Annotated in this window: 14 protein-coding genes; 1 reads left to right on the top strand and 13 read right to left on the bottom strand. The window is 71.2% G+C overall.

All coding sequences use genetic code 11. From position 1 onward, the window contains the following. Positions 1–61: 61 nt before the first annotated feature. From ftsA to MKK69_RS28655, 10 genes are read right to left on the bottom strand one after another with little or no spacing between them, the layout of a single operon-like run. Positions 62–1,384, bottom strand: coding sequence for a cell division protein FtsA (gene ftsA, locus MKK69_RS28700; RefSeq protein WP_243973564.1), 1,323 nt, complete (start codon positions 1,382–1,384; stop codon positions 62–64). A gap of 52 nt (positions 1,385–1,436) precedes the next feature. Continuing rightward, positions 1,437–2,381, bottom strand: coding sequence for a cell division protein FtsQ/DivIB (locus MKK69_RS28695; protein ID WP_243973563.1), 945 nt, complete (start codon positions 2,379–2,381; stop codon positions 1,437–1,439). After that, positions 2,348–3,271, bottom strand: coding sequence for a D-alanine--D-alanine ligase (locus MKK69_RS28690; protein WP_243973562.1), 924 nt, complete (start codon positions 3,269–3,271; stop codon positions 2,348–2,350). Before MKK69_RS28690 ends, MKK69_RS28695 begins: the two co-directional genes overlap by 34 nt. Positions 3,272–3,309: 38 nt before the next feature. After that, positions 3,310–3,666, bottom strand: coding sequence for a type II toxin-antitoxin system PemK/MazF family toxin (locus MKK69_RS28685; RefSeq protein ID WP_243973561.1), 357 nt, complete (start codon positions 3,664–3,666; stop codon positions 3,310–3,312). Continuing rightward, on the bottom strand, positions 3,653–3,886 hold the full coding sequence (locus MKK69_RS28680; RefSeq protein WP_243973560.1) for an AbrB/MazE/SpoVT family DNA-binding domain-containing protein: 234 nt from the start codon (positions 3,884–3,886) through the stop codon (positions 3,653–3,655). The genes MKK69_RS28685 and MKK69_RS28680 overlap by 14 nt, the downstream gene beginning before the upstream one ends. 29 nt (positions 3,887–3,915) lie before the next feature. After that, the gene (murB, locus tag MKK69_RS28675) at positions 3,916–4,848 is read right to left on the bottom strand and encodes a UDP-N-acetylmuramate dehydrogenase (protein WP_243973559.1); all 933 of its coding nucleotides are present in this window, start codon (positions 4,846–4,848) and stop codon (positions 3,916–3,918) included. Then, positions 4,845–5,384 carry an endonuclease domain-containing protein gene (locus MKK69_RS28670; RefSeq protein ID WP_243973558.1) on the bottom strand — a complete coding sequence of 180 codons (540 nt, stop codon included), beginning with the start codon at positions 5,382–5,384 and terminating at the stop codon, positions 4,845–4,847. Before MKK69_RS28670 ends, murB begins: the two co-directional genes overlap by 4 nt. A gap of 4 nt (positions 5,385–5,388) precedes the next feature. Further along, positions 5,389–6,795 carry a UDP-N-acetylmuramate--L-alanine ligase gene (gene murC, locus MKK69_RS28665; RefSeq protein ID WP_243973557.1) on the bottom strand — a complete coding sequence of 469 codons (1,407 nt, stop codon included), beginning with the start codon at positions 6,793–6,795 and terminating at the stop codon, positions 5,389–5,391. Between the two features lie 49 nt (positions 6,796–6,844). Continuing rightward, positions 6,845–7,954 carry an undecaprenyldiphospho-muramoylpentapeptide beta-N-acetylglucosaminyltransferase gene (gene murG / locus MKK69_RS28660; RefSeq protein ID WP_243973556.1) on the bottom strand — a complete coding sequence of 370 codons (1,110 nt, stop codon included), beginning with the start codon at positions 7,952–7,954 and terminating at the stop codon, positions 6,845–6,847. After that, the gene (locus MKK69_RS28655; RefSeq protein ID WP_243973555.1) at positions 7,951–9,117 is read right to left on the bottom strand and encodes an FtsW/RodA/SpoVE family cell cycle protein; all 1,167 of its coding nucleotides are present in this window, start codon (positions 9,115–9,117) and stop codon (positions 7,951–7,953) included. The genes murG and MKK69_RS28655 overlap by 4 nt, the downstream gene beginning before the upstream one ends. A 349-nt stretch (positions 9,118–9,466) precedes the next feature. Here MKK69_RS28655 and MKK69_RS28650 point away from each other — a divergent pair, with 349 nt between their 5' ends. Continuing rightward, the gene (locus MKK69_RS28650; protein WP_243973554.1) at positions 9,467–10,942 is read left to right on the top strand and encodes a PAS domain S-box protein; all 1,476 of its coding nucleotides are present in this window, start codon (positions 9,467–9,469) and stop codon (positions 10,940–10,942) included. A gap of 46 nt (positions 10,943–10,988) precedes the next feature. Here the strand turns inward: MKK69_RS28650 and MKK69_RS28645 are convergent, their stop codons facing one another. The 3 genes from MKK69_RS28645 to MKK69_RS28635 form a co-directional block, all read right to left on the bottom strand. Further along, positions 10,989–11,846, bottom strand: a complete 858-nt coding sequence (locus tag MKK69_RS28645; RefSeq protein ID WP_243973553.1) for a class I SAM-dependent methyltransferase — start codon at positions 11,844–11,846, stop codon at positions 10,989–10,991. A 12-nt stretch (positions 11,847–11,858) separates the two neighbouring features. Continuing rightward, positions 11,859–12,368 (bottom strand): OsmC family protein, encoded by a 510-nt coding sequence (locus tag MKK69_RS28640; RefSeq protein WP_243973552.1) that lies wholly within the window; start codon positions 12,366–12,368, stop codon positions 11,859–11,861. 80 nt (positions 12,369–12,448) lie between these two features. Beyond that, a complete protein-coding gene (locus tag MKK69_RS28635; protein ID WP_243973551.1) occupies positions 12,449–13,618 on the bottom strand; it encodes an aminotransferase class I/II-fold pyridoxal phosphate-dependent enzyme in 1,170 nt (389 codons plus the stop codon). Positions 13,619–13,628 lie beyond the last annotated feature (10 nt).

Raw genomic sequence — 13,628 nt, 5'->3', positions numbered from 1 at the left:
GCTTTCCGTGCGACGCCGAGGCGCCGGATTCTCTACGACCCGCCCGAGGGCGGACGCGAAACTAGAAGCTGTCCCGGAGCCAACGGCCGACCCGGTTCAGGTAGTTGTCGGTTCCGGTCGCCGCGAAGGCGCCATGCCCCCGCGGCTCGAAATGCTCGGCATGGGCCACCTGCGGGTAGACGAGCAGTCCGACCGCCGCCGAGAAGGCCGGACCCTTGGCGGCTTCCGGCAGGCCGCGGATCCCCAGGGGCCGGCCGATCCGGACCTGACCCTGGAGCACGCGCCGGGCGACCTCCGGCAGGCCGACGAGCTGGCTGGCCCCCCCCGTGAGGACGACCCGCCGCCCGGCCTGGGCGGCGAAGCCCGCCTCGCGCAGGCGGTCGCGCACCAGCTCGACCACCTCCTCGACCCGCGGCTTGATGATCCGCACGAGCTGCGAGCGCGGGATGTGGGCCGGGGCGTCGCCCTCGTCCTCGCCGACGCCGTGGACCGCGATCATGTCCCGGTCGTCGGAGGGGGTGGAGAGGGCCGAGCCGTAGAGCGTCTTCAGCCGCTCGGCCGCCGCCATGCGGGTCGAGAGGCCGCGGGCGATGTCCATGGTGACATGGTGGCCGCCGACCGCGACGGCGTCCACGTGGACGAGGTGGCCGCCGGAGAAGACGCCGACGCTCGTGGTGCCGCCGCCCATGTCGACGACGCAGACACCCATCTCGGCCTCGTCGTCGACCAGCGCCGAGAGGCCGGCCGCGTAGGGGGTGGCGATCACCGCCTCGACGCCGAGATGGCAATGCTCCACCGCCAGCATGACGTTGCGGGCCGCGGCCAGCTCGCTGGTGACGACGTGGAGATCGACGCTGAGCGCCTCGCCGATCATGCCCGACGGGTCGATCACCGCACCCTGCCCGTCCAGCCCGTAGCCGGTGGGCAGGGCGTGGAGGACCGCCCGGCCCGGGCTGACCCCATGGGCGCTCGCGGTCTCGAGGACCCGCTCGACGTCGCTGCCGGTGACGGTGCCGGACCGGACGTTGACCCGCGCCTGGAAATGCTGCGAGGCGAGCCGGCCCCCCGACATGTTGACGATGACCGACTGCACTTCGACCTTGGCCATCCGCTCGGCGGCGTGCACCGCCTGGCGGATCGCCCCCTCGGCGGCGGCGAGATCGACGATGGCGCCGCCCTTCAGCCCGAGCGAGCGCTGATGGCCGATGCCGATGATCCGCGCGAGGTGTGTGCGGCCGCGCAGCGTCGTCAGCGCCTCGGCCGGCTGCAGCTCGGCGATGAGGCAGACGACCTTGCTGGTGCCGATGTCGAGCACCGAGAGGGTGGTCGAGCGTCGGGCCGAGAGCGGCTTCAGGCGCGGCGTGAGGCCGTGTTGGCTGTGCATTGACGCTACCGGACGCGGAAGGCGGGACGGGCGGAGATCGCGTGGAATGGCATCAGCTGGCCGCGCCCTTCTTCTTCGCCTTCTGGGCTTCCGCACGGGCGGCGGCGGCCTCCTCGGTCAGGCGCACCACGAGGCGATCCGGCATGCGCAGGTCGACCGCGATGATATCCTTTTCCAGAAGCCCGGCCTCACGCTCGTACCGGACGAGGCGGGCGAGCGCCGCGGCCGGATCGTTCTCGGGCAGGCGCACGTCGACGCCGTCGAGCTTGAGGGTCCAGCGGCGGCCGGAGACGTAGGTGCCGGCCTTGATCCGATCCGCGAGCGGACCCGCCGCGGCGATCAGGGCGAGATATTCGGGAAGCCTGGCGTTGGCCTCGTCGCCGACCACCAGGGGCAGGCTGGCGTAGCGGTCGTCGCGCATGGCGTCGATGACCGTGCCGTCGGCTGCGATCACGCTGATCTCGCCATTCTTCTGCCAGAGGGCGGCGGGCTCGCGCTCCACCTGGGTGATGGCGATCTCGTTCGGATAGATCTTGCGGACCGAGGCCTGGGCGATGAGCGGCACGCGCAGCAGCTTCTCGCGCACCGCGCCGACATCCAGGAAGGGCACGGAGGAGCGCCAGTCGATGCCGGCGGCGGCCAGCACCTCGCGCTCGTACATCCGGGAGATGCCCGAGATCGTGACGCGCTCGACGCCGAAGCCCGCGAGCCGCGCGGCGATGTCGAGGGGACGGCCCTGATCGGCCACGAAGGCATCGTAGCGGCCGCTCGCCACGAAACCGGCGAGCGCCACGGCGGCCAGGGTCATCGCAGCGCCGACCGTGCCGGCCCCGCGGGGCAGGCGCTCGCTCAGGCGCTGCCCGGACCGGGCCCGGCGGACCGAGAGCGACCGGGACGGAAGCCGGCCGAGGACCATCCCGGCGAGACGCGCGGGACGGCTCCGGCCGGCGGCGTCACCGCCGCTCAGCGATTCAGGGAAGCGTCCTCCACCATCCATCGGACGAGCTCACCGAAACTCAGGCCCGCATGGGCCGCCATATCCGGCACAAGGCTCGTCTGGGTCATGCCGGGTTGCGTGTTGACCTCCAGCACCACGAGCCGGCCGGTTCCACCCGGCGTGTCGTCGTAGCGAAGGTCGGCACGGCTGACGCCCCGGCAGCCCAGTGCTTGATGCGCCGTTAACGACAGTTCTTGGACACGCTGGTAAACATTTGGTTTAAGTTCGGCCGGGAGCACGTGGACCGAGCCCCCCGGGGCGTACTTCGCGTCGTAGTCGTACCAATCCCCCGTCGCGGCCTTCACCTCGATGACCCCCAGGGGCCGGTCGCCCATCACCCCGCAGGTGAGCTCACGGCCAGGTATGTAAGGCTCCGCAAGGACTTGCTCGCCGAACCGCCATTCCTCCGATGCCAGGATCTGGGGCGGGTGCGAGCGGCCGTCGCGCACGATGATCACACCGACGGAGGACCCCTCCGCGATCGGCTTCACCACGTAGGGTGGCGGGAGGGGGTGGTTTTTCGCCGCCTCGAAGCGGTTAACGATCCGGCCCTCCGGCACGTCGACCCCGGCGGCGCGCATCACGGTCTTGGCGCGCTCCTTGTTCATGGCGAGGGCCGAGGCGAGGACGCCGGAATGGCTGTAGGGGATCTTGAGGATCTCCAGCAGGCCCTGGATCGTGCCGTCCTCCCCGTCGGGGCCGTGGAGCGCGTTGAACGCCACGTCCGGCCGCAGCGTCGTGAGGACCGACGCGATATCGGGCCCGACATCGACCCGGGTGACCCGGTAGCCCTCGCCTTCCAGCGCGTCCGCGCAGGCCTTGCCCGAACTGAGCGAGACCGCGCGCTCGGCGGAGGTGCCGCCCAGGAGGACGGCGACGTGCTTGGACATGGTAGGCTCCGGGGCGGGACTTGGGATGGGGGATCGGCTCATGCCGCGCCGACCAGGCTTCGAATCGTGGCGTAGACCTGCGCGGCCGTGTCGTCCGGCAGCGTCCCGACGCGCCGCAGGATCCGGGCGGGTTCGATGCAGGCGAGCTTGAGCGGGCGGACCACCGAGGCGACGCCGAGCCCGGCGGACGCGGTATCGTCGATCCGGACATCGCCGGCGATGCGCGTGTTGCGGGCACTCGTGATCATCGCGATCCACACATAGCCGGCTTCGGCGACGGCCCCGCCCGACACGATTACGGCGGGCCGCCGCTTCTCCGCCAAGCGGTCCGAATAGGGGAACGGCACGACCACGACGGCCCCGGCCGGCAGGTGCGGCGTCTCAGAGGTCGGCATAATCTTCATCGTCGATCGGGCCGGCCCATTCCGTGAAGGCGACGAACGGGTCCTCGCCGTCCAGGGGCGCCTTGTCGATCCGAATGCCGTCGGGCGTAATCCGGTAGCGCAGGCGGTCCCCCGGCCCGATCGCCAGGTGCTCACGGACTTCCACCGGCAGGACCGTCTGGCTCTTGACGGAGACCTTCGAATAGGCCGTCCGCGCGGATCGATCCGGCATGCTCGTCACCCCCGCGCTCGGCTTACATCTTACCGACTTACAGACGGCGACGGCAATCCGACCCGCCGGATCTCCCAGCGCAGTTCGACGCCGCGCGTCTCCCGCACCCGGCGTCGGACCTCCTCGCCCAGTCCTTCGATATCGGCCGCCGTGGCGCCGCCGGTGTTGATCAGGAAGTTGCAGTGCATCGGGCTGACCTGGGCACCGCCCCGGGTCAGGCCGCGGCAGCCGGCCGCGTCGATGAGCTGCCAGGCCTTGCCGCCCGCGGGGTTGGCGAAGGTCGAACCGCCGGTGCGTTCGCGGATCGGCTGCGCCGCTTCGCGGGCGGCGGTGACACGCTCCATTTCGGCCTCGATGGCGGCCCGGTCACCGGGTCTGCCCCGGAACGACGCGCGGGTGAAGATCACGTCCTCTGGGGCCCCCGAATGCCGGTAGGAGAAACCCATTGCGGCGTGGCTGAAGGTGCACAGCTCGCCGCGGCGATCGATGCCGCGCGCCTCGACCAGCACGTCCGTGGTCTCGCCGCCATGGGCGCCGGCATTCATCCGCAGCGCCCCGCCGATCGACCCCGGGATGCCGCGATAGAAGGCGAGCCCGTCGAGCCCGGCCTCGGCCGCCGCCTTGGCGAGGAGCATGTCCGGAACGGCGGTGCCGACCGCGAGGATGTCGCCGTCGATCGTGATTCCGCCGAAGGCCCTGCCGCCGAGGCGGATCACCACGCCCGACACGCCGCCGTCGCGGACGATCAGGTTGGAGCCGAGTCCGATCACCGTGACGGGCACGTCCGGATCGAGGGCGGCGAGGAGGCGGGCGAGATCCTCCTCGTCGGCCGGGGTGAACAGCACCTCGGCCGGGCCGCCGACCCGGAACCAGGTCAGGTCGGCCAGAGGCTGGTCCGCGAGCAGGCGCCCGCGGAGGTCCGGCGCGGCGGCACGGATGCGATCGTGGAGGGATGCGGTCATGGGTGTTTCTCCCCTTGCCCCGCCTGCGGGGAGAGGGCTCCGGCGACCTTGTCGTCGTTGGAGCGAGGCGGCAGCCGAGGGTGAGGGGGCGGTTCCGGGTGTATCTCGACCGGAGCCGCCCCCTCACCTTCGCCCTTCGGGCTCGCCGCGCCGACGACGAGGGCGTCGCGTCCCTCTCCCCGCGTGCGGCGAGAGGGGGGAAGCGCGGCCAGGATGGTGTCCAGAACGCTTACGATGGCGTCTACGAACTTGGTATTCCAAAATCGCAGAACACGGTAACCCTGCTCGGTCAGCCATGCATCAAGCTCGCGATCGTGCGCGCTGCCGGCATGTTGGCCGCCATCGCGTTCGACGATCAGCCGTGCTTCCCGGCAGCAGAAGTCGGCGACGTAACGGCCGATTGATTCCTGCCGCACGAACTTGAACCCAATGAGCCGCCGGTCGCGCAGGCGATACCAGAGACGGCGTTCCACCTCCGTCTGCGATCCGCGCAGGCCCCGCCGGAAGCGGGTCCGTTCCGGATCGGCCGCGCGCATCCCCTCACCGCCCCCGCGCGGCGAGTTCGCCCGGCAGCGCGTAGGCCCACTGCGTGATATTGCCCGCGCCGAGGAACACCACGTAATCGCCGGGCTTTGCGAGATCCGCGACGATCCCCGCCAGCTCCTCCGGCCGCTCGAGCGCCCGGGCGTCGCGGTGGCCGCGGGAGCGCAGGCCGGCCACGAGGCTGTCGCGGTCGAAGCCCTCGATCGGCGGCTCGCCGGCGGCATAGACCGGGGCGACGATCACCGTGTCGGCATCGTTGAAGCAGGTGCAGAAATCGTCGAACAGCGATTGCAGCCGGGTGTAGCGGTGGGGCTGCACGATGGCGATCACCCCGTGCTCGGTCGAGGCGCGGGCGGCCTTGAGCACCGCCTTGATCTCCACCGGATGGTGTCCGTAATCGTCGAAGATCGTCGCGCCGTTCCACTCGCCGGTGCGGGTGAAGCGCCGCTTCACGCCGCCGAAACCGGCCAGCGCGTTGCGGAGCGCCTCAGGCTTCACGCCGAGCTCGTGCGCCACCGCGAGCGCCGCCGTGGCGTTGAGCGCGTTGTGCTTGCCCGGCATCGGCAGGACCAGATCCTCCATCTCCATCCGGTAGCCGGGGCGGCGGTCGCGGATCATCACCCGGAACCGGCTCTGGCCGCCGCGCAGGTCCACGTCGATCAGGCGCACGTCCGCCTGCGGGTTCTCGCCGTAGGTGATGATCCGCCGGTCCTCGATGTGGCCGACGAGGTCCTGCACCACCGGATGGTCGATGCACATCACCGCGAAGCCGTAGAACGGGATGTTGTCGATGAAGCGCCGGAACGCGTCCTTGATGGCGTCGAACGAGCCGAAATGGTCGAGGTGCTCGGGGTCGATATTTGTGACGATCGCCACGTCGGCGGGCAGCTTCAGGAAGGTGCCGTCGGACTCGTCGGCCTCCACCACCATCCACTCGCCCGCGCCCATCCGGGCGTTGGTGCCGTAGGCGTTGATGATGCCGCCGTTGATCACGGTCGGGTCGAGGTTGCCGGCATCCAGCAGGGTCGCGACCAGGGACGTGGTCGTGGTCTTGCCGTGCGTGCCCGCGATGGCGACGCAGGACTTGAAGCGCATCAGCTCGGCCAGCATCTCGGCCCGGCGCACCACGGGGAGCCGGCGCTCCCGGGCGGCTTGCAACTCTGGATTGTCGCGCTGGATCGCCGTGGAGACGACGACGAGGGCGGCCTCCTCGACATTCGCGGCGTCGTGGCCGACGAAGGTGCGCATCCCCTTCTCGGCGAGGCGCCGGACATTGGCGTTGTCGGAGGCGTCCGACCCCTGCACCGTATAGCCGAGATTGTGCATCACCTCGGCGATGCCGGACATGCCGATGCCGCCGATGCCGATGAAGTGGATGGGGCCGAGCTTGTCGGGCAGCTTCATGGGTCGAACCGTCTGGTGGCGGGATCGCCGGTGCGAGAGCCCTTGAGGATCAGGTGCGGGCAGCCGTCTCGACGACGACCTCGGCCAGCCGCTCGGCGGCGTCGTGGATGCCCGCGCTTCTGGCGGCATCGGCCGCCGCGGTCAATTTTGCCGGCGTCGCGAAGCAGGCGGTGAGTTCCGCGGCGAGGCGATCCGGGGTGAAATCGGACTGCTTGATGGCCAGCGCGGCGCCGATGGCGTCGAGGGTCGCGGCATTGGCGGCCTGATCCTGGTCGAGGGCGCCGGGCAGCGGCACGAGGATCGCGGGCCGGCCGATCGCCGCCAGTTCCGAGACCGTCGAGGCGCCCGAGCGCGCCACCACGAGGTGGCTGGCGGCCATGCGGGCCGGCAGGTCCTTGAAGAACGGGGCCGCCTCGATCCCGGCGAGGCCCAGGGCGAGGTAGCGGTTCTGGACCGCCGTCAGGTCCTCGGGCCGGACCTGCTGAACGAGGTGCAGCCGGGCCCGCAGGGCCTCGGGCAGGCGCGCGATCGCCTCGGGAACGACCTCGCCCATGACCCGGGCACCCTGGCTGCCGCCGAACACCAGGAGCCGCAAGGTATCGTCCGCGCCAAAGGGCGGATACGGGACTTTGGCCGCCGCGATCACCGCGGGGCGGAGCGGGTTGCCGGTGTGGATGCGGGGCGCGCGCGCGCTGTCGGGCACGCCGCGCACGTCCTTGAAGCCGGTGGCGATGGTCCGGGCGCCCCGGGCCAGGAAGGCGTTGGCCCGGCCCATCACGGCGTTCTGCTCGTGCAGCACCGTGGGCACCCGCAGGATCTGGCCGGCCAGCACCGGCGGCACGGTCGGATAGCCGCCGAATCCGACGATGGCGGCCGGGTTGATCCGCCGGATCTCCCTGGCGGCCACGCCGAAACCGCGGCCGAGGGTCAGCACGGCGCCGGCGCGCTGCACCAGCGAGCGCCCCGAGGGCGTCGCCGAGGCGATCGTGATCACTTCGGAGGCGGGGAATTCGCCTGAGATCGCGTCGACCCGCGCGTCGGTGGCGAGCGCCACCCGGATCCCGCGGGCGCGCAGGGCATGGGCGAGGCTCTCGGCCGGGAACAGGTGGCCGCCGGTGCCCCCCGCGCAGAGCAGGATCGTGGGGGTGAAGACGGTCACCGCATCACCCCGGCGACGGTGGCTGGCGCGGTGCCGGGGGGCTTCTGGCTGAGCATCACGGTCCGGGGACGCTTGCGGGTCAGGGCGACGAGGAAGCCGGTGCCGAGCGCCAGCGAGATCAGCGACGAGCCGCCGTAGGAGACGAACGGCAGCGTCATGCCCTTGGCGGGCATCAGCTGGGTGTTCACCGCCATGTTGATGCAGGCCTGGAGGCCGAACAGGGTGGTCAGCCCGGTGATCGCCAGCCGCGAGAACGTATCGTCGGTGCGCCGGGCGAGCTTGAGGCCGCGCAGCACGATGAAGGCGAACAGGGCCACGAGGCACAGGCAGACGATCACGCCGAACTCCTCGCCGGTCACCGAGAAGATGAAGTCGGTATGGGCGTCCGGCAGGTGGCGCTTGGCCACCCCCTCCCCCGGGCCGGTGCCGAACCAGCCGCCGGAGCGGAACGATTCCCGCGACCAGAAATCCTGGAAGCCGCCGCCCGAATCCCGGTCGAGGAACTTGTTGAAGCGCTCGCGCACGTGGTGGAAGAACAGGTAAGCCGCAAAGACGCCCCCGAGCCCGAGCACCCCGAGCACCGCGACCCAGATCAGGTGCAGGCCGGCGACGAAGAACAGTGCGCACCACACCATGGTAATCAGCATGGTCTGGCCGAAATCGGGCTGGAGCAGCAGCGGCACGATGGTGATCGGCAGGAGCAGCAGCGCCAGGATGCCGCCCGGCATGTCGCGGCGCTGCGCGCCCTCGGAGAAGGCCCAGGCGGCCACAACCACGAAGGCCGGCTTCACGAATTCCGAGGGCTGCAGGCCGAAGGGTCCGAACTGGATCCAGCGGTGCGCCCCCTTGATCTCGGGACCGAACTTGCCGGCCAGCAGGCAGAGGGCGACGCCGCAGATCCAGGTCATCAGCGCCAGACGCCGGATGCCGCGCAGGGACAGGAACGAGACCAGGCAGATCAGCAGAATGGTCGGGGCGAGATACATCGCCTGACGGTTCAGGAAATAGAAGGTCGGCAGGCCGATCCGCTCGGCCACCGGCGGACCGCCGCCCATCAGGAAGACGAGACCCGCCACCATCAGGGCGAACAGGGCCGCGAGCAGCCCGCGGTCGACCGTCCACCACCAGTCGGTCAGGGGGGTCCGTTCGGCGCGTGAGATCATGCCGGGCAACGACTCCAGGCCGCGCGGAAGCCGGTCCGCACGGGTCGGGGGGATCCTGTGCGCGAATGGTAAACGGAGACTTATGCCAGGCCCCGTCGGCCGTCCGTTCGCCGCCGGACGGTGGCCGATCAGCTGCCGGGCCGGGGTCCCGTCTGCACCCGCCCGACCGGCCATCCCGGGACGGTTTTCGCCTCACGAAACCGGTCTTCCCTCCGTTCTATATTGACCAGAAGTCACTCTATTTTAAATCTCTCAGTGCAACTTTCGCGTGTAATTCGCGGATCGGCGTGCAGCCTGCCCTGACGGCCGCACGGCGACGGTCGGTCCGCCCAGCGGAAGCACGCGCGCCATGTTCTCCAGCCTGAACGTCCGTGAAGCCCATGCCAAGCTGGCGGCCCTCGACCGGGTCCAGGGCGTGATCGAGTTCGACCTCCAGGGCAGGATCCTCGCGGCGAACGGCAACTTCCTGGATGTGGTCGGCTACACGCTTCCGGAGGTCGTCGGCCAGCACCACAGCCTGTTCATGGCCCAGGCCGAGCGGGATTCGCCGGAATACCGCGCCTTCTGGGATCGCCTGCGGTCCGGCACTTTCGAATCCGGGCAGTTCCAGCGGGTCGGCCGGGGCGGTCGCCCGATCTGGATCCAGGCCTCCTACAATCCGATGCTCGACGCCCGGGGCCGGCCCTACAAGGTGGTGAAGTTCGCCACCGACATCACCCAGCAGCGGACCGAGGAGGCCGATCGGGCCGGGCAGATCGCGGCGATCCACAAGGTGCAGGCGGTTATCACCTTCGACCTCGACGGCACCGTGATCGAGGCGAACGACAACTTCCTGGCCGCGATGGGCTACGGCCGCGCCGAGGTGATCGGCCAGCATCACAGCCTGTTCGTCGAGCCGGCCTATCGCGACGGCGAGGCCTATCGGGCGTTCTGGGCGTCGCTGCGGAACGGCACCTATCAGGCCGCCCAGTTCCGGCGTCTCGGCAAGGGTGGCCGCGAGGTCTGGATCCAGGCCTCCTACAACCCGATCCTCGACGCCGCCGGTCGGCCCTACAAGGTGGTGAAGTTCGCCACCGACATCACCGAGCAGGTCCGCCTGCTGGCCGATCTGCGGACGCTCATCGACCGCAACTTCGGCGAGATCGAGCACGCGGTGGCGCACTCGACCAAGGCGGCCACCCTGGCCTCCGCGGCCGCGGATTCGACCGCCGACAACGTGCAGACCGTCGCGGCCGCCGCCGAGGAGCTGGCCGCCTCCGTCGCGGAGATGTCGCAGAGCATCGTCCGCTCGCAGGGCGCCACCGACACGGCCTATGCCTGCGTCCAGGACGCCGACGGCCACACCAAGCGGCTGGCCGACACCGCCACCGCGATGACCGGCATCGTCGGCCTGATCCAGAACATCGCGGGTCAGATCAACCTGCTGGCGCTCAACGCCACGATCGAGGCGGCCCGTGCGGGCGAGGCCGGCCGCGGCTTCGCGGTGGTCGCGGCCGAGGTGAAGGCCCTGGCCGACCAGGCGGCCCGCGCCACCGGCCAGATCAACGGCGAGATCGCCAGCGTGCAACGGGTCTCGCAGGAGGTGGTGACGGCGCTCAGCTCGATCGGCGCCTCGGTCTCGGTGATGCGCGAAACGGTGGTGGCCACCGCGGCGGCGATCGAGGAGCAGAGCGCGGTGACCCGCGACCTCGCCGAGAGCATGCAGAGCGCCTCGGGGGCGGTCTCCGCCATCACCGGCAACATCGGAGCGATCGTGACGTCGGTCTCCGACGTCTCTCAGGCGGTCGGGACCACCCGCGAGGCCGCCAAGGTCCTGGCGCGCTGACGGCTCGGATGCCCGTCTCGCCGCCACCCCGTGAAGCGGCCCAGCTTCACCCCGCCTGAACGAGCCAGCAGGCGGCGCGCAGGCGCACAGCGCCGCCCACTGCATAGCCGCGCAGGGCCTCGGTCACCGCCGCTTCAGCCCGCGCCCGCAGGTCGGGCTCGGCTTCGCGGACGAGGCGCGCGCTCGGCCCGAGGTTGAGCGCCACGTGCGCCGCCGCCTCGGCGGCGGCGGCGTCGGACTCGCCCCGGCCGAGGACGACGTCGCGGTCGACCGCCTCGCAGGCGACGGTCCCGAAGCCGGCGCCCCGGAGGAGCCCGGCGAGGTGGTCCGGGTCGGCGAAGCGGAACGGCCCGGGCGTATCTGGGGACACAGGCGGCGGTACCTCCGGCAGCAGCGGCAGCACCGCCTCGCGGGGCACCTGAACCCACGGATTCTCCGGCAGGGCCCGCCAGCACAGGAAGGTCAGCCGTCCCCCCGGCCGCAGCATGCGCCGGAGATTGGCGAAGGCGCGGTCCGAATCCGGAAAGAACATCACGCCGAAGCGGGACAGCGCCGCGTCGAAGCCGCCGAGATCCGCGTGCTCCACGTCGGCCTCGACGAACGTGACCGGAGCCGCGCCGGGCGCCTGCGCGCCGAGGCGAGACCGGGCGACGGCGAGGAGCGGCGCCGAGATGTCGGCGCCCATGACGGCGCCCGCGGCCCCGACCCGCTGCGCGGCCTCGAGACTCGTCGTCCCTGATCCGCAGCCGATATCGAGCACCGATGCCCCCGGGCTCAGTCCCGCGCGGTCGAACAGGGCCTCGGTGAGCGGCGCGAACACCGCGTCGAGCACCGCCTGGTTGCGGGCCCAGCGGGCGCCGACTTCGCCGTTCCAGTACTCGATCTGGGTGATGTCGCCGGCCATGGCCGCTTCCCTTCAGGCCGTGGTCGCCGCCACCGACAAGGTCGGCTTGTGGTTCAATGTCTGGAACACAACGCAGTAGCGCTCGGTGAGCTTCAGGAGCTGCGCGAGCTGTTCCTCCGAGGCGTCCGTGTCCAGCTGGAAGAACAGGCGGATCGCGCGAAACCCGACCGCCGCCTCCTTGTCGACGCCGAGCGTGCCGCGGAAATCGAGATCGCCCTCGGAGCTCACCGTGCCCGCCCGCAACGGGATTTCCAGCGCGGTCGCCACCGCCTTCACGGTGACGCCCGCGCAGGCGACCAGCGCCTCGAGCAGCATGTCGCCCGAGCACAGCTCCATCCCCGAACCGCCGGTCGCCGGGTGCAGCCCGGCCTCGGCGATCGCCCGGCCAGTCTCGACCTTGCAGGCGATCTTCGTGTCGTCGAGCGTACCCTTCGCCTTCAGGGTCACGACCGCCGAATCCGGGGCCGAGCGGTACCGGTCCTTGAGCGGAGCCTGGAGGGCTCGCAAAGCCGTCGCGTCCATGGCGTCGTCCTCTCGATGGTGTCCGTCCCGGTCTCGGGCGCGGGTCAGCGCCGGACTGGGTTGTCCGTCTGCCAAACGTGTCAGGCCTGCGGTATAGGTCCGGGCCTGGCGGACGGAAAGTGTGCCCCGGCGCGACCGGTCAGGGCCGCAATCGCCTCGGCGAGGCCATCGACCTGGGCCTCGTCATGGGCCGCCGAGAAAGCGACCCGCAGCCGCGCCGTCCCGGTGGGCACGGTCGGCGGACGGATCGCCACCACGAGGTAGCCCTCCGCCTCCAAAGCCGCTGAGATGTCCAGCGCCGCCTGGGCTTCACCCACCATCACCGGCACGACGGCGCTCACGGCCTCCGGGAGTCCGAGGCGGGCGGTGAAGCGCCGGGCGAGGGCGAGGGGCCGGGCGCGCCGCTCCGGCTCGGCCTCCAGGATCGCCAGGGCCTCCAGGGCGGCGGCCGCCGAGGCCGGCGGCAGGCCGGTCGTGTAGACGAAGCTGCGGGCGCGGCTCGTCATCAGGTCGACCACCGCCCGCGAGGCGCAGAGGTAGCCGCCGTAGGAGCCCAGCGCCTTCGACAGGGTGCCCATCTCCAGCGGCGCCCGCGGCCCGTCCTCGACCACCCCGATCCCGTGGGCGTCGTCGACCAGCGTCCAGGCGTCGAAATCCTCGGCCACGGCCAGGAGGTCGCCGAGCGGCGCCCGGTCGCCGTCCATGCTGAACACCCGCTCGGTGAGGATTAGGGCACGGCCAACCTCGGCGCGGTGCGCGGCGAGCGTCGCCGCGAGGTCGCCGGGATCGTTGTGGCGGAAGGTAAGCACCCGCGCGCCGGACAGCCGCGCCCCGGCCCACATGCAGGCATGGGAGAGTTCGTCCAACACGACGAGGTCCCCGCGCCCGGCCAGCGCCGGGGTGATCCCGAGATTGGCGAGGTAGCCGCTGCCGAAGACCAAAGCCGCCGCGGTGCCCTTGTGGCGCGCGAGCCCGTCTTCCAGGGCGCCGAGATACGGGTGGTCCCCGGTCACCAGCCGCGAGCCCCCGGCCCCGGCACCGTACCGCGCCGCGGCGTCCTGGGCGGCGGCGATCACCCGTGGGTGATGCGACAGGCCGAGATAATCGTTGCAGGAGAAGGAGACGAGCGCCCTGCCCCCGCGGGCCGCCGAAGCGCCCGATCCCCGCTCGGTCGGGACCAGCCGGCGGCGCAGGCTGCCGACCTCCAGCGCAGCGAGCTTGGTGCGGGCAAAGGCGTCGAGGCTGTCCATCCGGCGGGAT

Source organism: Methylobacterium sp. J-026 (assembly GCF_022829585.1).
Lineage (GTDB): Bacteria > Pseudomonadota > Alphaproteobacteria > Rhizobiales > Beijerinckiaceae > Methylobacterium.
Note: the sequence above shows the minus strand (reverse complement) of the source record. Positions and strands in the feature narration are given on the sequence as shown.